We start from the raw sequence: 22,384 nt of genomic DNA, 5'->3' as shown, positions 1-22,384 counted from the left end.
CTGAGGGTGACTTCTCCGGGCGTGGAGGAACCAAGGACGGGGGTTGCATACGTGGACCGGATCCTGTGCGGGTGAGGGGTTCGTCAGACTGGGGCAGGCGCTAGTCGTCCGGCAGGACGACCTTCATCGGAACGCAGGGCTCGGCCTGGTCCTTGGTGGGGTACAACTCGACCGCGCGTGGCCGGGACATGCCCTCCATGTTCTCGAAGCTCAGTACGTTGCCCCGGCGCAGGGTAAGGTCCCACCCGGCCTTGATCGGGATGACGGGGACACGGTTGCCGTGTCGGTCGAAGGCCGGGACCGGAAACGGGGTGAACTTGCTGCGCTCGCAGACATAGCCCGGGGCCAACACATCGATGGTCACCTCGATGCCCCACGCACTCACCCTCGTCGCGAGTTCGCGCTGGGCCCCGACATCGATCGACTGGTCCTTCACGGTGAGCGTGACCGTGCCGTCTCCGTGGCGCTCCACCGCGTACGCCGTCGAGTAGGCCGAGGAGCCGGGCACCACCGCCGCGCCGAACCAGACCGCCGCGCAGGCCACCGCGACGACGGCGATCCGGGGCGGGGTGAAGAGACGGCGCACGGCCGCCCTAGTTCCGCCGCCACGAGGTTCGACCACGGCCGGCCCGGTCCGGTCGACCCCTGTCTCGCGCAGCTCGATCTCCCTCTTGAGCTCGTCCAGGAGCCGGTCCTCGAACGTCCGCCTCGTGCTCATGCTTCCCCCCTCGCGATGTACAGCAGCGGTGCGTCCGGCGTCGTGGCCTCCGCGGGACCCGTGCGGCCGGCCGGGGGCGTCGTCTCCGCGGCCTGGGCCTCCGCCTCCCGCCGCAGCGACTTGCGCGCCCGGTGCAGTCGTACGCGGGCCGTGACCTGGCGTATCCCCAGTGCGGCCGCCGCCTCCGTGACGGTGAGCTGGTCCACCGCGATCAGCTCCATGACGGCCCGCTCGCCCTCGGGAAGCTTCGCCAGCGCGGCCAGGGCGCGCCGTCCCGGGCTCTCCGCGTCGAGTCTGTCCTCGATGCGGACGATGTCGTCGGCCTCCAGCAGCCGTCGCCCGGAGAAGCGCAGGTCGCGTTCCGTCTCCCGGGCGACCCGGCGCCGTTCCGACGACACCACGTTGCGGGCGATGCCGAACAGCCAGGCCGTCTCGCTGCCGAGGTCCGGCCGGTAGGAGTGCGCCGAACGCAGGACGGCGAGGAAGATCTCGGCCGTCAGGTCGGCAGCGGTGTGCGGGTCGTCGACGCGCCGGGCCACGAACCGCATCATCGCGTCCAGGTGGCGGCGGTAGAACTCCTCGAAGAGCCGCGGGTCACGTACCGCCGCGGCGGGCCCACCCGGTAACCGTTCCGCGTCGTCCACAGGCGTCTCCTTCTCGGGTCCTTCAAAGGGGCTACACCCGTTCTTGGAACGAGGTGCGAAAAGCGTCCACAGAAAGAACCCGGACCCGGCGGGAGACGAAGGCGCCGAGCGCCGGCGTGGCACGGTCACGCACGCGACCGGTCGCTGCGCGCGTCCCGGTCCGGCGTCGACCCGTCCCACGCGCCTGCCCGCCCGCCTGCCGGGACCGGGTGCGGGTCGTGCCGGGCGCGGACGGTGACCCGGGCGCCGCTCCGGGTGACACCTCGGACGGCGAGCGGCACGATGACGGAGTCAGCGGTGCGGCTGGTGCGTAGGGGGTGGGTTCGCGGGTAGCCGCGCCGATATGAACGGGGTACTGAAGGCGGTCCGGATGGAACCTGTTCCGCCCGACCAGGGTTCCTCCGCCCGCGGCGGGAACCCTGCCGAGACGACGGTGGCGCTGGACGGCAAGGACGGCTGTATCTCCCGGGCGCGCCGTCTCACGGGCGACTTCCTGCGTCGCGTGCAGAGCCGGGACGGCCTCGCCGTGTCGGACCGGGCCATGGATCTGTCCCAGCTCGTGGTGAGCGAGCTGATCACGAACGCGCTCAGATACGCGCCCGGTCCGGTCCTGCTCCAGCTGCGCATCGTCGGGGCCGCGGTGGAGATCGTCGTCTGGGACAGCGATCCGGTGCTGCCGGTGCCCCAGGCGCCTGATCCGACGCGGGTGGGCCAGCACGGTCTGGAGATCGTGCGGGCGGTGGTGGAGAACTTCGTCGTCGCGCAGGAGCCGGTCGGCAAGCGGATCGTCGCCCGCCTGGGTCTGTCGGGCTGACGCAGGCCGAGGCAGGCCGACGCAGACGGGCACAGACCGACACGGACCGGCTCGGTCGACTCCGGCGGACGGCCGTGCGCCGGTGTCCGGCCCGTGTCCGTGACCCGGCGGCGACCGGTACGTCGCGACTGCGCGTAACGGCCGCCGCCGAGTGACTCGTGTCGGGGCTGGAGAAGGTCAGGGCTGGAAAGGAAGGGTGGCGCAGTTGGAGGTGACCGGCCTGCCGTTGAGCCGGTCGGTCAGCCAGGAGATGGCGTCGCCCTGGTCGACGAGCAACGGTGTGAAGTGGTTGATCAGGGACCGGCCGAGACCGGGCAGGATCACGGGCTTGTAGGTGACGTCGGCGCCCTTGGCGCACCACGCGACGGCGAGGGCGCGCGCCTGTGCGTGCGGTACCAGGTCGTCGGCGGTGCCGGTCGCCACCCGGACCGGAGACGCCGGCTCGAGGGTGCCGATGCGCTGGTCGGCCAGGAACGCCTTGAGGGCCGGCTCGGACTGGACGATGTCGCTGAGTGAGCGCCCGTCCGTGGTCCAGTCGGTGCTGTCGGCGGAGTTGTAGGAGAGGAGGGCGTCGCCCACGCACATCGTCGACAGGTCCTTGAGCGCGGCGCGGCCGGCCGTGTTCAGGTGCGCTTCGGCGATCGGTACGAGAGCCGGATCGGACTCCAGGAAGCCGTTCACCGACCAGCCCAGCGCGCCGGCCAGGTCGCTGCCGTCGATGGCCTTGGTGACAGCGACCAGATCGGCGGGCGGAGCCCCGGTGTAGGTCCCGGCGAGGGTGACGTCGGGGGCGTACGAAGGCTGGAGCTCTGCGGCGGCGGCCGTGGCCCCGCCGCCCTGGCTGTAACCGAACAGGGCCACCCGGGAGCCGGACGTCAGCGACGTGGCGTCGAGGGAACGGACGGCGCGGACGGCGTCAAGGACGGCATGGGCCTCGTCGACCCGGTTGACGTAGGTGTGCAGCCGGTCGGTCGTGCCCAGCCCGGTGTAGTCCGTGACCACGACGGCGATGCCCCGGGCGAGCAGTCGGTAGATCGCCAGGTCCTCGTAACCGACCGACAGTGTCTGGCCGTTGACGACGAGTGGGTGTTCGAGGCCGAGGGAGGCGGCGCACTGGTCGCCCTGGCCCATCGTGCCGGGTGCGACGACGACCAGAGGCCGTGGTCCGCTGCTCGTCCAGCGGGCCGTCGGTTCGATGTACGCGCCGGTGACGGCCATGGGCCGGCCGGCCGAGTCCGTGGACTTGTACATCAGCCGGGTCGCCGTGCCGGGCAGCGGTCCGTCGACGCCCGGCAGGCTCAACGCCAGCGGGAGCGGTTCGGAGCGGATGAGGGCGCCGTCGGCCGCCGGGAGGGCGGCGGGCGGGTTGTAGAACGTGGGGATGGTGACGCCGCGCGAGACGACGGAGTCCGACTGCGTGGCCGCGTCGGCGGGTACGGCGGTGACGCCCAGGCAGGCGGCAGCGGTGACGGCTGCGGCCAGCAGGCGGGTGGGGGCGGGCATGGCGGACCTCCGGTGAGGGGGAGGCCGAGCCTTCGTCTGCGGCTCGGGTGGCGGACGGCCCGGTGGGGTGCGGACCGTGACGACCGAGCGGCACAGGGCCCCGGTCGTCCACCGTTGCCCCGTACCGCTCTTAGACGAACTGTCAGGACCGTAGCGAGAGCGGGGTTACCTCGGGTAGCGGTCGGTAGGTTACGGTTCAGTAATATGACTGCTGAGTAGCAAGTTCGAAGCCGTCCTTCCGCCGATCACTCGCCTCGCAACGAGCGCCCAAAATCGGCCCCTTGACGGCAATCTCTGACAAAACAAGACCGCGGGGTCGCCTGTCGCTAGCGTCCCGAGCCATGAACACCGACCGCACGCGGGGCGCACGGCTCGGCGACCACGACTCCCGTGACGACGCCTTCGTGCCACCCCAGCCCGGCACCCACCACTCCTCGACGCAGACGGCGACCGCGAGCGGCAGCGCCCGGATCACGCAGAAGAACACCCAGATGAAGTTCTCGATCCCGGTGATCGGGCCCCTGCTCAGCCTGGCGTACGCCCATCCGCTGCTCGCCGGACTCACCGCCATGGTGGTCGTCGCAGGGGGAGGCGCGGCGGTCACGGCCGGTCTGCCCGACGGCACGTCCACGCCCTCCACCGCGCTGGTGCGCGGCTTCGTCATGGAACAGGCGGACGGTCAGAAGGCCCCCGTCGGCTACGACTTCACCTCCACCCCGCCCGTGGTGGCGGGCGCCGGCACGGACGCCCTCTACGTCCAGGGCGGCTTCCTGATGTCCACCAGCGGCAGGCTGGCCTCGTGGGGTTCGTCCGAGGTGCCCACGGCGGAGGGCTGCCGGAAGGCCGTCACCGAGAACCCGGAACGCAAGGCGGCCGTCTCCGTCGGGTACGCGATGTGCTACCTCGACCGCAACGGCGATCCCGGCTACATCACGGTCACCGCCAACACCAACGAGTCCGTCACCGTCGACACCGCCCACCTGGGCTGACCCGACCGCCGTCAACAGGCTTCCGACGCCGGTGTGGTTGACTACGCTCGTGCTGCACGAGTCGGTCTTCCGCACCACGGACCTGCCGGTGAGCGACCGGTTCGAGGCGTGGGCGGAGCGCATGGGCCGGACGCACGCGCCCATGCGGCTCAGCAGCGATCGCCACGCGGACTACCGCGGCACCCAACGGGTGATAGCGCTGGGCGACGTCGTCGTATGGCCGGCCACCTTCGACCAACTGGTCTTCCGCCGTACGCCGAAACTCATCCGCGAGTCCGACCCGGAGACGTACCACCTGTCCCTCCTGCTGAAGGGCGAGGGGGCGGCCGACTGGGGCAGACAGCAGGCGGCCTACCGGAGGAACGACTTCCACATCAACTCCTCCTCGCGGTCGTGGGAGGTGCTCACCGGCTCCGAGCCCGTCACCGTCCTCGGCGTCGAGGTCCCGCGCGCTCTGGTGGCCGTGCCCGGGAACCGGGCGGATCAGGTCCTGGGGAGCCTTCTGTCGGGCCGCGAGGGGATCGGCGCGCTGCTCTCGCAGTTCCTGCGCCAACTGGTCGCGGACACCTCCTCGTACCAGCCCTCGGACGCACCGCGGCTGGGCACGGTCGTCGCGGACCTGGTCACGGCCCTCTTCGCGCACACCGTGGACGCCGACCTCCGCCTCCCGCCGGAGACCCGCGACCGCACCCTCGTCCTCCGCGTCAAGACGTTCATCCACCGGCACCTGGACGACCCGGACCTGACCCCCGCCGGGATCGCCGCCGCACACCACGTCTCCCGCAGCTATCTGTACCGCGTCTTCCAGGCGGAGGGACTCACCGTGGCCTCCTACATCCGCGACCAGCGGCTGGAGCACGCCCGCCGCGACCTCGCCGACCCCCGGCTGCGCGCCCTGCCCATCCGCGCCGTAGCCGTCCGCTGGGGCTACCCCAGGGCCGCCGAGTTCACCCGGGCGTTCCGCACCGCCTACGGGCTCCCGCCCAGCGAACTGCGCCAACAGGCGCTGACCGAGGCGTAGGACGCCTTGCCTTTCGGGTTCCCGCGGCTGACTCCCGGTTGCCTCCCGGCCTCGGCGCCACCGGTGGACGCTCGGCCAAGCAGTTGTGGACCGTCCGCCAACGACACACCACCCGCCCCTCCCGCATCCTGGTGATCACCGCGGCGCACCGCCGCGACAACGGGGGCCGTGCCAGGACGACGGGGGAGTCCTGGCACGGCACGGACCCGCCCGCCCGCCCGCACGCGCGCACCGCTCACGGAACGGTCCACGGACGGCCCGCGGATGATCGAGTGGTGACGGTCCGGCCGCGGGCGTACCGTCTAACGGTGGACCCGACAGCGGACGCCTCCGTCCACTGACCTCTCCCCAGGGCCCGCTCCCGAGCGGGCGACACGTCATGAGCAGCCTCCCGCAGCCCACCTCAGCACCCCGGACCACTGCCCGACAGGGTGGCGGGGGCAACGCGATGGCGCTGTTGGTGATCGCCTCGTGCCAGCTGATGGTGGTTCTGGACATCACCATCGTGAACATCGCGCTGCCGGACATCCAGCGCTCCCTGGACTTCTCCACCACCAGCCTGGCCTGGGTGGTCAACGCCTACACCCTCACCTTCGGCGGCCTGCTGCTGCTCGGCGGCCGGGTCGGCGACATCCTCGGCAGACGGCGGGTGTTCATCTTCGGCGTGCTGCTCTTCGTCCTCGCCTCCCTGCTCGGCGGACTCGCCCAGAACGAGGCCCAACTCCTCGCCGCGCGCGCCCTTCAGGGCGTCGGCGGCGCCATCGCCTCCCCGACCGCCCTGTCCCTGGTCAGCACGACGTTCCAGGAAGGACCCGAGCGCAACCGGGCGTTCGGGGTCTTCGCCGCGGTCTCGGCGGGCGGTGGCGCGATCGGCCTGCTCGCGGGCGGGATCCTCGTCGAATGGCTGAACTGGCGGTGGGTGCTGTTCGTCAACGTTCCCATCGGACTGCTCATCGCCCTCGCCACGCCCCGCTTCATCAAGGAATCCGAGCGCCACCCCGGCCACTTCGACATCGCCGGCGCGCTGACCTCCACCGTGGGCATGGTGTTGCTGGTGTACGGGTTCATCAGAGCGGCGCAGGAAGGGTGGCGGGACACGCTCACGATCGCCTCGTTCGTCGCGGCCGTCGTCGTCCTCGCGGTGTTCATCCTCGTCGAGCGGCGCTCCCGGCAGCCGATCACCCCGCTGCACATGTTCGCCGACCGCAACAGAGCGGGCACCTACGGCATCATGCTGTGCCTCGCCGCCGCGATCTTCGGCATGTTCTTCTTCCTCACGCTCTTCGTGCAGAACGTGCTCGGCTTCAGCCCGCTCGCGGCCGGGTTCGCCTTCCTGCCGGTCAGCGCGGTCATCGCGGTCGGCGCCGGCCTCGCCTCGCGGTTCCTGCCCACCTACGGCCCCAAGCCGTTCATGGTGGTGGGCGCGATCCTCGCGGCCGGAGGCCTGTCCTGGCTGACCCTGACCGACGTCCACTCCACGTACGCGGGCAGCGTGCTCGGTCCGATGCTCGTCTTCAGCCTGGGCATGGGCATGGAGTTCGTCTCGCTCACGCTGATGGCGCTCTCCAACGTGTCCCCACTGGAGACCGGCGCGGCCTCCGGGCTCCTCAACGCCACCCAGCAGGTGGGCGGTTCGCTCGGCCTGTCCATCCTGGTCACGATGTACGGCACGGCCAGCCGCAACGAGGCGGAGAAGCAGATCCCCGACTTCCTGGCCCAGGCGACCCCGGCCGAACGCCTGAACTTCCGGCGCACCGGCCAGCTCCCCGCCCCCTGGTCGGACGAGGTCCTCACGGCCGGCGTCTCGGCCGCCTTCGTCATGGCGGCGATCTTCACGGTCCTCGCCGCTCTGATCGCGATCATCGTGATCCAGGTGCGCCCCTCGGACCTGGAACGGCTCAAGGGCGGCACGGTCCCGGGCGGCGGCTGAGGCGTGGTTCACCGTCAGGCGCGGTGCGGGTGAAGAGACATGGCGGTCACTTGTCCGCGATGTGCGCGATGCGGGCGGCAGGCGCCTCGGCCGTGCCGTTCGTGGTCCGGCCGTGCCGCTCGTGGTCTTCCGCACGAGGGTGGGACCGCCGATGCCGTGCGCGCGTACGCGCCCCGAAGATCGTGATTCGAGGGGCGGCCTGCCGGTTAGGGTCCGCACATGGGGCATCGAGACGTGGGAATTCTGCATCCGGGAGCCATGGGCGCCCGCGTGGCGGCGCAGGCGGTGACGGCGGGAGCCGCGGTCTGGTGGCTGCCGCAGGGGCGGTCGGCGGCGAGTCGGGACCGGGCCGTCGAGTACGGACTGCGGTCCGCCGCGAGCGTCCAGGAACTGGCGGAGACCTGTGAGGTCGTGCTGAGCGTCTGTCCTCCCGCCGCCGCGCTCGACGTCGCCGGACAGGTGGCGGCGGCCGGTTTCCGGGGCGTCTACGTGGATGCCAACGCGGTGAGTCCCGAGCGGATGGCCGAGATCACCGACGTGTTCGCGGACAGTGCCGTGACCGTGGTGGACGGAGGGATCACCGGACCGCCCCCGCGCGAGAGGAGCCGGACCCGGCTCTATCTCTCGGGCGACGACACGGCCGTGGCACGGGTCTCCGCCCTGTTCGACGGTACCGCGCTCACCCCGGTCACCCTGGCGGGGCCGATCGGGCGGGCGTCGGCGCTCAAGTTGGCCTTCGCCGCGTACAACAAGATCTCGTACGCCCTCGCCGCCCAGGCCTGCGCACTGGCCGACGGGCACGGGGTCCTGGACGACCTGCTCGACCTGGCGCGACAGATGCTGCCGGACACCCCGCTGGCCGCAACGGAACGCCTGGCCGCCGCCGGGCCGCGGGCATGGCGCTGGGAGCCCGAGATGCGCGAGATCGCCCAGGCCTGCCGGGGAGCGGGTGTACCGTCCGACCTCGCCGAGGCGGCCGCGGAGACGTTCGCCCGGTGGGAAGCGCACAAGGACGACCCGGCCGTGACCGGTGAGCGGTTGATCGCCGATCTCGCTCAGGGGACTCGGCCGTCCATGTCGCGCGACCGGACGGGTTTGCCGTCGCGGTGAGCGGCAACGCGATGTCCATGAGTGAACCGAACAGGAAGACGAATGAACAGTCCGCAGCCGAGCGGGTGACCGCGTCCAAGGCGCGGCGCACCGCGGACAAGGCGACCGCCCCGGCGGCCCGGGCCGCGAAGAGCGCCGCGACGAAGACGGATGACGCCGCGTCGGCGACCAGGTCCGGAGTCCAGCGCTCGGCCGAGGCGACGACCGGTGCCGTGCAGAGCGCGGCGCACAGTGCCTCGCGCGGTGTCGAGGCGGGCCGTCAGGCGATCGTCGCGACGTCGGGCCAGGTCGCCGCGACCGCCAAGACGGCCTGGACGGTCATCGCACACCGGAAGCTGATCGCCGCCGGTGTCGGCGCCGGCCTCTCCGCGCTGACCGCGGCCTCGTACGCTGTGGGCCGCCGCTCCGGCCGTCACCCGCAAGGCCCTCTCACCCGGCTCACCGGCGGTCGGATCTGACCCTTTCAGGTCGCGGTCAGGAGATCGGCCCCCGGCGGGTTCCCGCCGGGGGCCGGGCCGTGCCCGGCCCGATCGCGCACAGGTCGTCAGATCCGCAGCGGGGGCCTCGCAGCGGAATGCGCTGCGTTCCAGGCATCCCGGTGAGACCTTCGATATGAACAGGGCCACTCTGCGGGTGCTTCGGGTGGGGCATAGGCGATCATGACCAGAATGGACGCTCGTTTCCTTGGCATCGCTGATCTGGTCGAAGCTCCGTCCGTGGCGGTCGTGGTCGACGTCATGCGTGCCTTCACCGTGGCCGCCTGGGCCTTTGCCCAAGGGGCGGAAAAGATCGTTCTTGCCGAGTCGCTGGACGAGGCACTGGCGCTCAAGGCTCGCCACCCGGATTGGGTGACGCTCAAGGACGGTCCGCCCGCGCCCGGGTTCGACGCCGTCAACTCCCCGGGCCTGCTGCGGTCTGTCGACCTCGGCGGACGGACCGTGGTGCAGAAGACCACGGCAGGGACGGTCGGCGCCCTGGCGGTCAGGGAGGCGTCGCTGGTGCTGTGCGCCGGCTTCGTGGTGGCGGAGGCAACGGCTCGGCTCCTGCGGACACGCAAGAGTGACACCGTCGCGTTCGTCGTCACCGGCGAAGACGGGCAGGCCGATGAGGATCTGGCGTGTGCTCAGTACATCGCTCGCAGGGCCACCGAGACCGGGACGGACGCTGCCGAGTTCCTCCGCCGCGCCGCCGAGTCGCGCGCCGCAGCCGAACTGGCCGAGGGAGTGCGTCAGGGGGTCCATCCTGACGACGTTGCGCTCTGCCTCGAGCTCGACCGCTTCCCCTTCGCCATGGTGGCGACCCCGGAAGGCTCACTCATGGCCCTCCGTCCGTACGCCATGCCGCCGGACGGCGATGCCCCGAGCTGACACCCCGGATCGCCGTCCCGGCAGCGAGTCCCCGAAACCACCGGGACGGCACCGAGGGAAGACCGAGCGGTCCCTGGCCGCGTGCTGATCGGTCAGGGACGGGGGTAGACGCCGCACGACGTCACCGGCTTGCCGTTCGCGTCGTCCAGGCAGACTCCGACGTACGAGCCGCCGCCGACAACGTTTGCGGGCAGGGTGGCGGGCACCGAAGTCACCGTGTTGCAGTGCGTGCTGCTGCTCCTGGCGCCGAGCGGGTTGGCATAGCCGTCGAACACGCTGTACCAAGCTCTGCGGCAGCCGACGGACTTCAGCGTCCCCGTGAAGGCCACCGACCGGTTGTACCAGGTCAGGGTGCCCGAGATCGAGCTGCCGGCGCCGTCGGATACGTAGACGGGGGTGGTGGGGTAGGCGGCGGCCGTGGCCGGAGCCGCCGCGACGGCCGGCGCAGTCGGTGCCGCGGACATGACCAGGCCCGCTACGGAGAAGAGGGTGAGAACGGATCGGCGCAACACGATGTAGGTCTCCTTCGGGGTGTGTGTGCGGGATGACGCCACAAGGCTGCCCGCAGCCCCTGCCGTGAACCCTGGCGAAGGGTGGCGCCCCCGAGCGGTCCGCGGCTGCCTCCGCCGCGTCACCGGCTGACCGCTCAACCGTGGTACATCGTGCAACGGATCGTGTACCGGTCGTCCCCGTCCTGGAAGACCCACTCCTTCGCCGGCCCGCCCCCGCACGAGTCGTCCACGCTGACCAGGCCGAGGGTGAGCGCGGTGTGGTCATCCCAGTGGTCGATGGTCTTCCGGATCTCCTGCTCCACCTGCCCGCGGGCCTCGACCGTCTCGGCGCTGCCGGCGAGTTCACGGACGGTCTGCGGGCTGGTGGCGCCGTCCTGCGAACAGGCGGACGCCGTCAGCAGCGCCATGCAGACCATGCCCCACACGGCTCCTGTACGCCGTCGATGCCCCACCACAGTGGCTCCCTTCCGTGTCCATGACCACGGTGGACGGCGGGCGCGAGAGGTCGCATGAGTACGCGTACTCAGCGCGGACCGGGGCCCGTGGGGTGCGCCGGTGCCGCGAACGGCGGGTGAGCTGGGAGCACATCCGCAGCTCCGGCCTCGGCGTCGGCGTGTCGTCCGACGCGTGCGCGTACCGCTCGCCACCGCGCCACGGTGGTCATCGTCTCGGTCCCGCGACGGCGTAGGCCGCGGTGCCGGCGGCCGCGAGGACCAGGGCCGTCCAGGTGCCCGCAGCCGTGCCGGGCGGCAGCAGCATCCAGCTCACCACCCGCATCGGCGCACTCGTCGGGGGCGGGGCGAAGAACGAGAACGAGAGCCAGGCGAAGGGCAGCGTCCAGGCGTACGGGCCGCCCCAGAGCGCCGCGCCCAGGGCGACCAGTCCCATCAGGCCCGCGCTGTCCCGGACGACGAACGCGGTGGTGGCCATGTCCTCGCCCATCGCCTGCACCGTCAGCAGCACCGTGCCGACGACCGCGCCGCACAGCAGCACGTGTGCCGCTCTGCGGGGCACCCAGCGGATCGCGGCCGTCCGGTCCAGCGCGAGATCCTGCCCGCCGAGCCCGATGGAGGCCGCCATCGCCCCCGTGGCGAGGACGAGCACGGGCAGCCGCGGATCACCGGGCACCCCGCTGCCGTCCCGGGCGAGTGACCACCCCGTCACCGCGCTGATCAGCACCGCGGCGAGGGACGCCGGCACCTGACGCGAGCGGGCGTACAGCGTCAGCCATCTCACCGGGACGCACCACCCTTCAGCGCGTCGAACGCGTCGCCCTCGCAGGAGAACGCGGCCGTGCGCATCGCGTGGATCCGCGAGAGCTGTTCGGCCCGCGGCAGCGCCTTGAGCTCCTTCCACACCGGGCGGGTCTCGGTGTCCACCTCGCGGCGCAGACTCTCCGACAAGGTGCCGGGGAGCGGCTTGAGGTCCCCGAGGACCCAGCCCACCGCGACGGTCTGCGCGAATTGGTCGTTCCCGAAGCTGGTCCAGCCGACGGGGGTGCACCCCGGCACCATGCCTTGGGCGATCAGGGCCCGGGTCAGCTCCTCGCCCTTCGCGGTGGCAATGATGTCGTCGTCGAAGTCGAAGAGCACGCTCGTGCGGGACCACCGCGGGGTGGAGCCTTCCGGCAGCAGGGTGGCGTTCTCCCGGACCGCGACCGGCGCCTGGCTGCCCAGGGCGGCACGCAGCCGGCGCAGCGCCTCCTCACCGGGGCCCGCGAGGTCGGCGAGTCGCCCCTGTTGTGTCTTCGTCACGCACACCGGGCCGTCGCACACCAGCTCCGCGGCGGCCTTGTCGACGACGTACATGCGGTGCGGGTCGGAGGGCAGGACGAGCAGGGCGAGCGCCGCGCCCGCCAGGACGGGCGTCAGGGCGATCAGCCGGGCACGCGGGGTCGCGGCGACCAGCAGCGCGAAACCGGTCGCGGCCATGGCGAGCAGCCAGATCGTCTGCCCGACGTGCACGGAGGCGGAGAGCGTGACGAGTGCGTTGCGCGTCTCCTGCACCGCCGGTGACAGCAGGGAGACCCGGTTCGGCTCCGTGCTCGGGATCCCCGTCGCCGTGGTCGTCTCCGTCCGGCCCAACGACATCTGCATGAGGGCCGTGAACACGAAGGCGCCCATGGCCAGCGCGGGTGGCGTGAGCACGGACGGCAGGGCCCGCCCGGCCCCCATGCCCAGCACGGCCCCCGCGACGAGGGAGAGTGCCCCGACCAGCGAGATCGGCAGCCACCCGAGGTGGGTGTACTCGGTGTGGGCGACCACCTGGAGCCCGCCCACGAGGACGAGGAGCGCAAAGGCCGAGGTCAACGTGACCGCCGTCGGGCCCGCCAGCGCGGCCGCGCGGTGCCGGGCGGGCCGCGGCGTGCTCGTCAGCAGCTCGGACATCTTCGAGCGGTGGTCGCGCAGGCCCTGCAGCGCCCCGAGCCCCACGGCGAGCGGCCACAGGTAGAACAGCAGGCCGCGGGTCCACAGGGCCATGGACGTCCACTGGGCCGTCCACGCCGTGGTCCCCGTCCACCACGAACCGGGAATCAGGTACAGGAACGCCAGCGCCGGCACCAGGACCAGGGCACCGGCCCACGGGGCGACGGAGCGCCTCAACTCGATACGCAGAACACGGGTGTTCACCAAGTGCCCCTTCTCTGCTCGGGGTTGAGCAGCAGCGCCGAGTAGCCGCGCTCCAGCGGGCTGTCCCCCACGTGCTCGGGGCCGCCCACCGAGGCCAGTTCGTCCGGGGGGCCCTGGAAGACCAGCCGGCCCTCCGCGAAGAGCACCACACTGGTGCAGGCGGCGGCGACGTCCTCCACCAGATGGGTCGATACGACCACGCAGGTGTCCGTGCCCAACTCCTGCAGCAGCTCGCGGAAGCGCAGCCGCTGCGCCGGGTCCAGGCCCACCGTCGGCTCGTCCAGCAGCAGTATCGTCGGGTCGTTGACGATCGCCTGGGCGATGCCGACCCTGCGCACCATGCCGCCCGACAGGGTCTTCATCCTCTCGTCGGCGCGGTCGGCCAGACCCACCCGTTCCACGGCGCGCTGCACGGCGGCCGGGATGTCCGCCTTGGGCACCTCCTTCAGCCAGGCCATGTACTCGACGAACTCGCGCACCGTGAAGCGCTTGTAATAGCCGAACTCCTGCGGCAGGTAACCGATCCGGCGGCGCAGCGCACGGTGCTCGCCCCTGCTGCCCACGGACTCGCCGAGCATCTCCAGGGTGCCCTCGGTGGGGCGCAGTACGGTGGCCAGCGTCCGGATGAGGGTGGTCTTGCCCGCTCCGTTGGGGCCGAGGACGCCGTGTACGCCGGTGCCCAGCGACAGGTCGAGGCCGTCGACGGCCATCCGTTTTCTGCCGACCCTGACCTTCAGCCCTGTCGCCCGGATCTCCCAGGCGTAGGCCGTCGGTGCGATGTCGGCCGCGTTCACCGCGGATGTCATGTGGTGTTCCTTTCCGATCGTCATCGATGGGCTCCCAGCACGGAGTACGCGCCTCTGCGGGCGATCACGACACCGATGCCGAGTGCGAGGATCAGCCCCCACGCGGGCAGACCGCCCGTCTGCAGGGCGAAGGTCGTGCGGCTGGTGGCCAGGGTCGGCGCAACGACCACCGCGGCCCACACGGCAGCCAGCACGACGGCGGCGCGGGTCACACCGACGACACCGCCGAGCGCCAGCGTGGTCGTCGTGAAGGCCAGACAGGGCAGCAGCCACTGAGCCACCATCACGCCCGTCACCCATCCGCCCACCAGCAGCGCCGGGACGACCACGGCGAGCACGGACGCGGTGCGTCGCAGCATCAGATAGAGCCCGGCCCTGGGTACCGAGGCCGTCAGTTCGTACGCCGGGTCCAGACCGCGCGACCAGGACGCCGCGACGCCGAGCACGGGCAGCACCGGAGCGAGCAGCAGCACCAGCGACACCTCGCCGTAGCCGGTGTCGGCCAGGTCGAGCAGCAGGGCCAGCAGCGTCACGCCCACGACCATGGCCAGCCACGGCACCATCGTCGGCGTCATCCATCTCGACAGCGGCGCCGACCAGCGCCGGCCGCGCGGCATCGTGGCGGTGACCGCCAACCGGGGTTCGAGGCCGCCCCATACGCTGTCGACCAGCGCCGCCACGGCGGGCACCTCGGCCTCGACGGTGACGGACAGCCGGTCACGGCACTCCCGGCAGGTCTCCAGATGGGCCTCCACGGCCCACACCTCGTCGGCGGTGAGGTCCGCGCCGCCGCGCGCGTAACCGTCGATGATCCGCTTCGACGCGTGTTCCCTGCTCATGCCAACGCCCTCCGCATCGCCATCCGGGCCCGGCGGGCACGGGTCTTGACCGTTCCCTCGGGCAACCCGAGCAGGACCGCGGTCTCCCGGACGGACAGTCCGTCGAGCACCATGGCCTGCAGTACCTGTCTCAGTTCCGGCGCGAGGCAGCGCAGCGCGTCCCCGACATCGCCGCCGACGGTCGCCGCCAGGGCTTCCTCCTCGGCGGCGGGTGCCGCGTCGGGCACGGCGGCGGCCGGCGGCGGCTCCGCGTGGTGAGCCCTGCGCCGGAACGCGTCGACGAGACGGCGCGCCGCGATCGTCCACAGCCAACCGGTGGCCGATCCTCCGACCGCGGCCCCGGCGAACGCACCCGCCGCGCGCCACACCGCCAGATACGTCTCCTGCATGACCTCCGCGACGATCTGCTCGTCCACACACCGGCGGCGCAGCCGCACCGCCAACCATGGCGACGTACGGCGGTACAGCTCCTCGAACGCGGCACGGTCACCTCTGGCCACCAGCCGGACGAGATGCTCCTCGTCCAGCGCGCGCGGTGCCTTGCTGATTGATCTCACACCGGCTAGACGCCCGAGCCGGACCGCAGGTTTTCCTCCCGACGTGATCCCCGCCACATGCGGAGCGGCCGGCGGGCTCCACTGCCCTGAAGTTCCGCTCGTTGATGCGGCGGGTCCTCACCGCTGGGCTTGCCCCAGCCGATGCCGAGGGGGGCCTGACGGGACCTCATTGGTCTTCAGGGCAGGGGCCGTCGCTCGACCGCGCGAGCGGCGCGCGTCCCGCTGCCCGCGGTATCGCCTTCCACTCTGTGCAACTTCCCAGCAGCAAACCGGACATCACCGTCACCCGTCACCACAGGGCTGCTCGAGAACCTCGCCGCGGTCCGCGCCGCGAGCGAGCCTCGCGGTCCGTCGTGCTCGCCGCCCACCCCTGTGAGGTGCCCACCGCCTCGCCGCCACCTCCCGCGTCCTCTCTTCGACTTGATCCGTCCGACATCTTGACCTCGCTCCGAGCGGAGGCTTAGCGTTCCCGCGTTCGAGTCGGATTGAAACGATTCAAAGTCAAGAACGATCATCTGGGAGCGCTCATGCGGGAACCGGTCGAGCAGGTCGAGCAGGGCGGCGGAATGTCACGGCGGGCGGTTCTCGCCGCCGGGGCGACGGCGGGCATCGCGGCCGGGATCGTGGCCGCCCTGGGATCCGGGACGGCGGCCGCGGCGGCGCCGTCCGTCACCGGGGCGCCCGGACCGGCCGCCGACTGGTTCACCGCTCCCGCCCGTTCGGTGCGGCCCAAGTTCCGCTGGTGGTGGCCGGACGGTCTGGTGAACCCCGACGAGATCGCCCGCGAGGTCGACCAGATCGCGGACGCGGGATTCGGCGGCGCGGAGATCGCCGCCGTCCATCACAGCATCAAGGACAAGTCGGTCCTGGACACCGCGCACCACGGGTGGGGCAGCCGGCCATGGCGCGACGGCGTCGAGGCCGCGCTGCGCCGGGCCGCGAGACGGGGCCTCACCATCGACCTCACGCTCGGCCCGAGCTGGCCCGTCGCGGTTCCCGGTGTCACCCCGGACGACGACGCGGCCGCCAAGGAACTCGTCCACGGGCGGGCCTCGTTGACCGCCGGAGCCACCTTCCAGGGACCGGTGCCGCCACCCGTGCACGCGCCCGCCGCCGGTGTGACCCGGCAGCGACTCCTCGCCGTACAGGCCGCCCGCGTCGAACCCGCGTACTCCACGCGCAAGGAGACCGGACTCGACCTCTCCAGCGTCCGCGACCTCACCTCCACCGTCGCCGAGGACGGCACCCTGACCTGGACGGCCCCCGACACGGGGGAGTGGACGCTGATCTCCTACTGGACGCGCGGCAGCGGTCAGCAGCCCGAGTCAGGCCCGCACTCCGCGCCCGCCGCCTACGTCGTCGACCACCTCGACCCGGCGGGCACCGCGGCCGTCACCGGCTTCTGGGAGCGGCAGGTGCTGACCCCCACCGTGCGGAGCCTGCTCAAGGCGGCCGGCGGCGCCTTCTTCGAGGACTCCGTGGAGCTGGAGACGGACGGGCTGACCTGGACCCCGTCCCTGCCGGACGCCTTCGCCGAGCACACCGGCCGGCCCCTGCTGCCCTACCTGCCCGCCCTCGTCCTGAGCGACAGCAACCAGGTGTTCGCCTTCGAGGCGCAGCTGACCCGGCAGATCAGACACGACTTCTGGGAGACCTTCTCGGGACTCTTCAACCGGCACCACGTGCGCGCGCTGCGCAACTGGGCCCACTCCCTCGGCATGACCCTGCGCGCCCAGCCCTACGGACTCCAGACCGACGCGATCGAGTCCGCGGCGATCCTCGACATCCCCGAGGGCGAATCCCTCGGGTTCAAGAACCTCGACGACTTCCGCTGTCTCGCGGGCGGCAGGGACATGGCGGGCCACACGGTGCTGTCCTGCGAGTCGGGCGCCTACAACGGCTCCGCGTACAGCACCACCTGGGACCGCTTCCTGCGCACCATGGGCGGCGCCTACGCGGCGGGCGTCAACCAGACCGTCGTCCACGGCTTCTCCTACGCCACCGCGCCCGGCGTGAGCTGGCCCGGCTTCGCCGCCTTCAGCCCGTACAACGGCGCCTCGGGGTACGGCGAGTCGTGGGGACCCCGGCAGCCCGGCTGGCACCACGTGGCGGACATCGCCGCCTACCTCGGCCGGGTGCACGCCGTGCTCCAGTCCGGCACCGTCCGCGCCGACGTCGCCGTCTTCCGGCAGACCGGCTACGCCGCCACCGGCATCGGCGCGTCCTGGTTCACCGCGACCGGCATCCCGCTCGGCTGGACCCACCAGTTCCTCAGCGGTCCGCTGCTCGACCTGCCGAACGCCACCGTCTCGGGCGGCCGGCTCGCCCCGAACGGGCCTGCCTACAAGGCCCTGTTCGTCGAGGGCGACTTCTTCTACTCCTCCACCCCCACCCTCGCCACGGCCGATGCCCGCCGCCTGCTGTCGCTGGCCGAGGCCGGCCTGCCGATCGTCCTGCTGGGCGCCTTCGACCAGCCGCTCACCCCGGGGGTCCCCGACGACGGCGAGACCGACCGGCTGCGGGAGCTCCTGGCCCGGCTGCTCGCCCTGCCCCACGTCACCCGGGTCACCGACAAGGCCGCCGTGGGTGACGCCCTCACCGGGCTCGGAGTCACCCCGGACGTACGCCACGCCACCGCCTCCACGCTTCTGAACGCACATCGCGTCACCCGGGACGCCGACTTCTACTACCTCTGCAACGGCAAGCACGCGGAGACGGTCAAACCGCCCGTGGCCGCGATCGACCACCAGGTGACACTGCGCCACACCCGCCGCACACGGGGCGGGACGACGATCCCCTACCTGCTCGACCCCTGGACGGGAGAGGCCACGAGGATCGCCCGGTACACCGAGGACGACGGCGACGTCACCGTGCGGGTCGCCCTCCAGCCCGGCCAGGTGATGATCGTCGCGCTGGGACGTCCGGGACTCTTCGGCGACCGCAACGGGGCCAAGCCGCACGTCGTCGACACGGACGCCTCCGAAGTCCTGTTCGACGGGCGCTCGCTGACGGTCCGTTCGACCGAGGCGGGCACTCGCACGACCCGGCTGTCCTCGGGCCGTACGGTCACCACGGCGATCCCGTCCGTACCCGCGCCCATCACCCCGGGCCGCTGGCAGCTGGACGTCGACGACTGGTACCCCGGATCCTCCCCGACCCGGACCGAGCACGTCCACCGCACGCTGACCCTCGACACGCTGCTGCCCTGGTCGGGGATCCCGGAACTGGCCGACTCCGCGGGCATCGGACGCTACCGGACGACGATCGACCTGCCGGCCGGGTGGACCTCCGCGCACGGTGCCCACCTGGAACTCGGCCAGGTCTCCGACACCGCCCGCGTCACCGTCAACGGCACCGGCGCCCCGGTCGTCGACCGTCTCCACCCGGTCGTCGACGTGGGCCCCCTGCTCCGGCGCGGCCGCAACGTGATCGAGGTCGAGGTGGCGGTTCCGCTCGTCAACCGGCTCCGGATCGCCCAGCCCGCGGTCTTCGGCGCCCTCGCCCGGCAGGACTTCGGTCTCGTGGGACCCGTACGACTCGTCCCGTACGGGCAGGGCACGGTCGGCTGAGGGAACGGGGGCCGGGGCACGACACCTTCCGGGCGACGCCTTTCGGACGTGTCCCGGCCGCCGGAACGACCGCGGGCCCGGCCCGCGCACCGACCTTCGGCGCGCCGATCCAGACCATCGGCCGACTGCGCACTCCGCCCGCCACCGGCACCGTGGAGGCATGGAGCGAACGAATAGGATCAGCCGGGCGGGTTTCCTGGCCGGGACGGCGGCGGTCGGCGCGGCGGCCGTGCTCGGGCCGGCGGGACGGGTGCACGCCACGGAACGAGGGCGCGGGCTGCGGCACCGGGGCGTCGTCTACACGGTGGGGGAGGGCGAGACCCCCGCCACGGGATGGACCGCCGAGCGGATGCGGGCGGACCTGCGCGCCATCCGCCACGACCTGCACGCCGACACGGTCGACGTCACCGGAGACGGCGTGGAACGCCTCGCCGCGACCGCGACCGAGGCCGCCGAACACGGCCTGCACGTATGGCTCCAGCCCACCCTCGGGGACGTCCCGGCGCGGGACATCCTCGAACACCTCGCGGAGACCGGCCGGGTCGCGCAGCGGCTGCGCAGACAGGGCGCGAGCGTGGACTTCAGCGTGGGCTGCGAGTTCTGGCTCTTCGTGCCCGGCATCGTGCCGGGGGAGACGGTGCTGGAGCGCATACGCAACCTCATGAACGGGACCTACGACCCCGTGGTCATGCAACGCCGTCTGGACGCCTTCACGGAGCGCGCCGCCAGGACCGGCCGCTCGGTCTTCGACGGCCGGCTGTCCTACGCCGCCGCACAGGACGACCAGGTCGACTGGTCCCTGTTCGACGTCGTCGGCATCGACTACTACTCCTCCTTCCCGCGACCCACGGACCATGTGAAGGAGCTGCGCCGCCACACCCGTTGGGGGAAGCCGCTGGCCATCACCGAGTTCGGCACCTGCGCCTACCTCGGCGCCCCGGACGCCGGCGGCATGGGCTGGGACGTCGTCGACCACGACAAGGACCCCGAGGAGATCAAGGGCCACCTGGTCCGCAGCGAACGCACCCAGGCCGACTACGTCAGCACACTCCTCGAGGTCTTCGAGTCGATGGGGCTGTACGCGGCGATGGCCTTCGAGTTCGTCACCCCGGACGCCCCGCACCGCGCCGACGACCCCCGTCACGACCTCGACATGGCGTCCTACGCCGTCACCAGAACCGTGCAGAAGCGCCCCGGTCACCCGGAAGCCGGCTGGCACTGGGAACCGAAGCGGGCCTTCCACGCCCTGGCCCGCCACTACGGCCGGCGCGCCGCCCCGCGTTGAGCGGACCCGTCCGGCTGCGCGAACTGCCCCTACCCCGCGTCCGGGAAGCCGATCTCCTCCGGTGCCGCCTCCGGCCCTTCGCGCTGCCCCTCCTGCGCTCGCCTTCTCTCCGCCCGCTCCGCCCGGCGCGCGTTCTCCGCCCGCATGGCCGTCAACCACGGCCACAGGTCGGGGAGCAGCTGCGCCGCGCACGTCAGCCGGTGCTCGATGCGGCAGCGCTGGGTCGCAACCGGCGGGCACACCCCGTACACCGTCACCCGCCCGTCGGACAGGACGATCCACCGATGCTCCGCGGGCACGAGATGGGCGAGGACGTCCACCCCGGGCTCCAGCAGCACCCAGTCCTGCGCCAGCGTCAGCACCCGGTCCTGCGGCAGTCCGCAGTACGGGCACGTGTACATCCGTCCACGGCCCCATAGCCGCGAACCCTCGTAGTCGACTGCCCCCATGAGGTGAGCGTGCGCCCCGACCGCGGTCGGACGCACGCCGCCTTTTGGACGGAACCCCTGCGCCCGCACGGGCCCGACACGGCAGCCGAGACACCCCCGGACACCTCGAACCCCCACCGCCCCACCCGCCACGGCCGGACAGAAACGGTGGGCCTCGGGGACCACCGCACCCTGCGGGCCGCCGTCGCCCACCGGTCGCCCTCTGCCCTCCGTGGGTAGAGTCTGGGCGTCACACGGGCGGGCAGGTCCGGCGGGCGCGGCGGGTGCGGAGGGCTGAACGGCGAATGAGCTACGCGATGTTGGTGGATCCCAGGGCCGAGGGCGGCGGCGCCCCGTGGCTGTCGCTGCCCGCCGGAACCGCCCTGAACGACGCCGCCGAGGTCCTGGAACGATTGCTGAACGCGGAGGAACGGCTGGACCGGCTCCTGCTCGTCGTGGGCGGCCAGCGGATCGGGGCCACCTCGAGCACCTATCTGCGGACCGTCCTGGGGATACAGCCGGCCCGCGGACCCGGCGACGAGGTGCGCGCCGCGGCCCCCGGGGAGTCGACCCGGTTCAGCGTGATCGCGTTCCGCTGCGCGCGGTGCGGGAGTTGTGCCTACACCGCCTTCTACGACGACCGGTACCGCCCGGTGTGCCGCACCGGCGACCACGGTCCGATGGAACTGAGGTGAGCCCGGCGTGAGCCTCGGGCCCGTCGTCCCCAAGGCGCTCGACGGTTCGGCCAGGTTCTTCTCGGTGGCCTACCTGCCTACCTACGCGGCGACGGTGTTCGTCCTGCTCCTGGTGTGGGCGGGTGCGCCCGGAGCCGACGTCTCACTGCGTCGGGCCTGGCACACCGCCACCGCGGTCGGCGCCGGGCAGGCGGTGTGGATCGTGGTCGGGACGACCGTGGTCGCCGTGGTGTTCCAGCCCTTCCAACTGGCCGTGGTGCGACTGCTGGAGGGCGGATGGCCCGAAGCGCTCGGTGCCGGTCCGCTCCGGGCGCTCCAGCGCCGGCGCAGAGCCCGCCTGGCGGCCCGGGCCGAGCTCGCCGGGCCCGCCGGGGAGCAGTCGCCGGCACAGGTGCAGCGGGCGGGCGCCGCCGCGGCCGTGCTGCGACGCCGGTATCCGCTCCCCGACCACCTCGTCCGGCCGACGGCCCTGGGCAACGTGCTGGCGGCGCTGCGGGACACGGCCGGCCGGGACCACGGCTGGGACGCCACGGTCGCCTGGCCGTGGCTGTACCCGGTGCTCGGAGACCGTGCGCGCGCCGTCGTCGACGACGGCCGCGACTCCCTCGACGCGGCGGCACGACTGTGCGTCACCACCGCGGTGACCGCGCTCGTCAGCACCGCGCTGCTGCTCCGCTCGGGCTGGTGGATACTGCTCGCCCTGGCACCGGCCGCCGTGGCCCTGCTCGCCTACCACGGGGCCGTCCAGGCGGCCCTGACCTACGGCGACGCCGTGCGTGCCGCGTTCGAACTGCACCGCTTCGACCTGCTCCAGGCCCTGCACCTGCCGCTGCCCGACAGCCTCCAGGAGGAGCGGACCCTGGCGGAGGCGCTGTGCCTGCACTGGCGTCAGGGCCTGCCGCCACCCTCCCGATACCTGCATCCCGTCGACTCACCGCCGCCGCCCGGTACTTGAGGTCCCGGGGCG

At 72.3% G+C, this 22,384-nt stretch carries 22 protein-coding genes; 11 read left to right on the top strand and 11 right to left on the bottom strand.

The window, feature by feature from the left end; genetic code table 11:
- Nucleotides 1–100: 100 nt before the first annotated feature.
- Together ACFVYS_RS20000 and ACFVYS_RS19995 are read right to left on the bottom strand one after the other, a co-directional pair.
- On the bottom strand, nucleotides 101–718 hold the full coding sequence (locus tag ACFVYS_RS20000; RefSeq protein WP_389503704.1) for a hypothetical protein: 618 nt from the start codon (nucleotides 716–718) through the stop codon (nucleotides 101–103).
- Complete coding sequence (locus ACFVYS_RS19995; RefSeq protein ID WP_389503702.1) at nucleotides 715–1,362, bottom strand: RNA polymerase sigma factor; 648 nt, start codon at nucleotides 1,360–1,362, stop codon at nucleotides 715–717. Before ACFVYS_RS19995 ends, ACFVYS_RS20000 begins: the two co-directional genes overlap by 4 nt.
- A 370-nt stretch (nucleotides 1,363–1,732) precedes the next feature.
- Here ACFVYS_RS19995 and ACFVYS_RS19990 point away from each other — a divergent pair, with 370 nt between their 5' ends.
- The gene (locus ACFVYS_RS19990) at nucleotides 1,733–2,176 is read left to right on the top strand and encodes an ATP-binding protein (protein WP_389503700.1); all 444 of its coding nucleotides are present in this window, start codon (nucleotides 1,733–1,735) and stop codon (nucleotides 2,174–2,176) included.
- Nucleotides 2,177–2,353: 177 nt separating this feature from the next.
- Here ACFVYS_RS19990 and ACFVYS_RS19985 read toward each other — a convergent pair whose 3' ends face one another.
- Nucleotides 2,354–3,679 carry an alpha/beta fold hydrolase gene (locus tag ACFVYS_RS19985; protein ID WP_389503698.1) on the bottom strand — a complete coding sequence of 442 codons (1,326 nt, stop codon included), beginning with the start codon at nucleotides 3,677–3,679 and terminating at the stop codon, nucleotides 2,354–2,356.
- Nucleotides 3,680–4,020: 341 nt separating this feature from the next.
- On the opposite strand from ACFVYS_RS19985, the gene ACFVYS_RS19980 reads away from it, so the two are divergent.
- The 6 genes from ACFVYS_RS19980 (at nucleotide 4,021) to ACFVYS_RS19955 (ending at nucleotide 10,096) form a co-directional block, all read left to right on the top strand.
- Entirely contained in the window at nucleotides 4,021–4,668 is a 648-nt protein-coding gene (locus tag ACFVYS_RS19980; RefSeq protein ID WP_389503696.1) for a hypothetical protein, read from the top strand.
- Nucleotides 4,669–4,705: 37 nt separating this feature from the next.
- Nucleotides 4,706–5,689 (top strand): helix-turn-helix domain-containing protein, encoded by a 984-nt coding sequence (locus tag ACFVYS_RS19975; protein WP_389503694.1) that lies wholly within the window; start codon nucleotides 4,706–4,708, stop codon nucleotides 5,687–5,689.
- Between the two features lie 448 nt (nucleotides 5,690–6,137).
- On the top strand, nucleotides 6,138–7,619 hold the full coding sequence (locus ACFVYS_RS19970; RefSeq protein ID WP_020127129.1) for an MFS transporter: 1,482 nt from the start codon (nucleotides 6,138–6,140) through the stop codon (nucleotides 7,617–7,619).
- Nucleotides 7,620–7,838: 219 nt separating this feature from the next.
- Entirely contained in the window at nucleotides 7,839–8,729 is an 891-nt protein-coding gene (locus tag ACFVYS_RS19965) for a DUF1932 domain-containing protein (protein ID WP_389503692.1), read from the top strand.
- Nucleotides 8,730–8,740: 11 nt separating this feature from the next.
- Nucleotides 8,741–9,187 (top strand): hypothetical protein, encoded by a 447-nt coding sequence (locus tag ACFVYS_RS19960; protein ID WP_142268593.1) that lies wholly within the window; start codon nucleotides 8,741–8,743, stop codon nucleotides 9,185–9,187.
- Between the two features lie 210 nt (nucleotides 9,188–9,397).
- Nucleotides 9,398–10,096, top strand: coding sequence for a 2-phosphosulfolactate phosphatase (locus tag ACFVYS_RS19955; RefSeq protein WP_389503691.1), 699 nt, complete (start codon nucleotides 9,398–9,400; stop codon nucleotides 10,094–10,096).
- 92 nt (nucleotides 10,097–10,188) lie between these two features.
- On the opposite strand, the gene ACFVYS_RS19950 is transcribed toward ACFVYS_RS19955, so the two are convergent.
- From ACFVYS_RS19950 to ACFVYS_RS19920, 7 genes are all read right to left on the bottom strand, one after another.
- Nucleotides 10,189–10,608, bottom strand: a complete 420-nt coding sequence (locus ACFVYS_RS19950; RefSeq protein ID WP_389503689.1) for a hypothetical protein — start codon at nucleotides 10,606–10,608, stop codon at nucleotides 10,189–10,191.
- A gap of 134 nt (nucleotides 10,609–10,742) precedes the next feature.
- Nucleotides 10,743–11,024, bottom strand: a complete 282-nt coding sequence (locus tag ACFVYS_RS19945) for a hypothetical protein (RefSeq protein ID WP_389503687.1) — start codon at nucleotides 11,022–11,024, stop codon at nucleotides 10,743–10,745.
- A gap of 244 nt (nucleotides 11,025–11,268) precedes the next feature.
- Nucleotides 11,269–11,844, bottom strand: a complete 576-nt coding sequence (locus ACFVYS_RS19940; RefSeq protein WP_389503685.1) for a hypothetical protein — start codon at nucleotides 11,842–11,844, stop codon at nucleotides 11,269–11,271.
- Nucleotides 11,841–13,238: a hypothetical protein gene (locus ACFVYS_RS19935; RefSeq protein WP_389503683.1), complete on the bottom strand. Its 1,398-nt coding sequence runs from the start codon at nucleotides 13,236–13,238 to the stop codon at nucleotides 11,841–11,843. Before ACFVYS_RS19935 ends, ACFVYS_RS19940 begins: the two co-directional genes overlap by 4 nt.
- Complete coding sequence (locus tag ACFVYS_RS19930; RefSeq protein WP_389503681.1) at nucleotides 13,235–14,068, bottom strand: ABC transporter ATP-binding protein; 834 nt, start codon at nucleotides 14,066–14,068, stop codon at nucleotides 13,235–13,237. Before ACFVYS_RS19930 ends, ACFVYS_RS19935 begins: the two co-directional genes overlap by 4 nt.
- Complete coding sequence (locus tag ACFVYS_RS19925; RefSeq protein ID WP_389503679.1) at nucleotides 14,065–14,883, bottom strand: zf-HC2 domain-containing protein; 819 nt, start codon at nucleotides 14,881–14,883, stop codon at nucleotides 14,065–14,067. The genes ACFVYS_RS19930 and ACFVYS_RS19925 overlap by 4 nt, the downstream gene beginning before the upstream one ends.
- Complete coding sequence (locus ACFVYS_RS19920; protein ID WP_389503677.1) at nucleotides 14,880–15,440, bottom strand: RNA polymerase sigma factor; 561 nt, start codon at nucleotides 15,438–15,440, stop codon at nucleotides 14,880–14,882. Before ACFVYS_RS19920 ends, ACFVYS_RS19925 begins: the two co-directional genes overlap by 4 nt.
- Nucleotides 15,441–15,967: 527 nt before the next feature.
- Between ACFVYS_RS19920 and ACFVYS_RS19915 the strand changes: the two genes are divergently transcribed.
- Together ACFVYS_RS19915 and ACFVYS_RS19910 are read left to right on the top strand one after the other, a co-directional pair.
- Nucleotides 15,968–19,009, top strand: coding sequence for a glycosyl hydrolase (locus ACFVYS_RS19915; protein ID WP_389503675.1), 3,042 nt, complete (start codon nucleotides 15,968–15,970; stop codon nucleotides 19,007–19,009).
- Between the two features lie 160 nt (nucleotides 19,010–19,169).
- Nucleotides 19,170–20,294 carry an abortive phage infection protein gene (locus ACFVYS_RS19910; protein ID WP_389503673.1) on the top strand — a complete coding sequence of 375 codons (1,125 nt, stop codon included), beginning with the start codon at nucleotides 19,170–19,172 and terminating at the stop codon, nucleotides 20,292–20,294.
- A gap of 29 nt (nucleotides 20,295–20,323) precedes the next feature.
- Here ACFVYS_RS19910 and ACFVYS_RS19905 read toward each other — a convergent pair whose 3' ends face one another.
- A complete protein-coding gene (locus ACFVYS_RS19905; RefSeq protein WP_389503671.1) occupies nucleotides 20,324–20,743 on the bottom strand; it encodes a DUF6083 domain-containing protein in 420 nt (139 codons plus the stop codon).
- 296 nt (nucleotides 20,744–21,039) lie between these two features.
- Here ACFVYS_RS19905 and ACFVYS_RS19900 point away from each other — a divergent pair, with 296 nt between their 5' ends.
- Nucleotides 21,040–21,417, top strand: coding sequence for a hypothetical protein (locus ACFVYS_RS19900; protein ID WP_389503669.1), 378 nt, complete (start codon nucleotides 21,040–21,042; stop codon nucleotides 21,415–21,417).
- A gap of 7 nt (nucleotides 21,418–21,424) precedes the next feature.
- Complete coding sequence (locus tag ACFVYS_RS19895; RefSeq protein ID WP_389503667.1) at nucleotides 21,425–22,372, top strand: hypothetical protein; 948 nt, start codon at nucleotides 21,425–21,427, stop codon at nucleotides 22,370–22,372.
- Nucleotides 22,373–22,384 lie beyond the last annotated feature (12 nt).

It is taken from the genome of Streptomyces sp. NPDC058295 (assembly GCF_042880655.1).
In the GTDB taxonomy this organism is placed as follows: Bacteria; Actinomycetota; Actinomycetes; order Streptomycetales; family Streptomycetaceae; genus Streptomyces; species Streptomyces coriariae.
The sequence above is the reverse complement of the archived record's forward strand: the minus strand, read 5'-3'. Positions and strand labels throughout refer to the sequence as shown.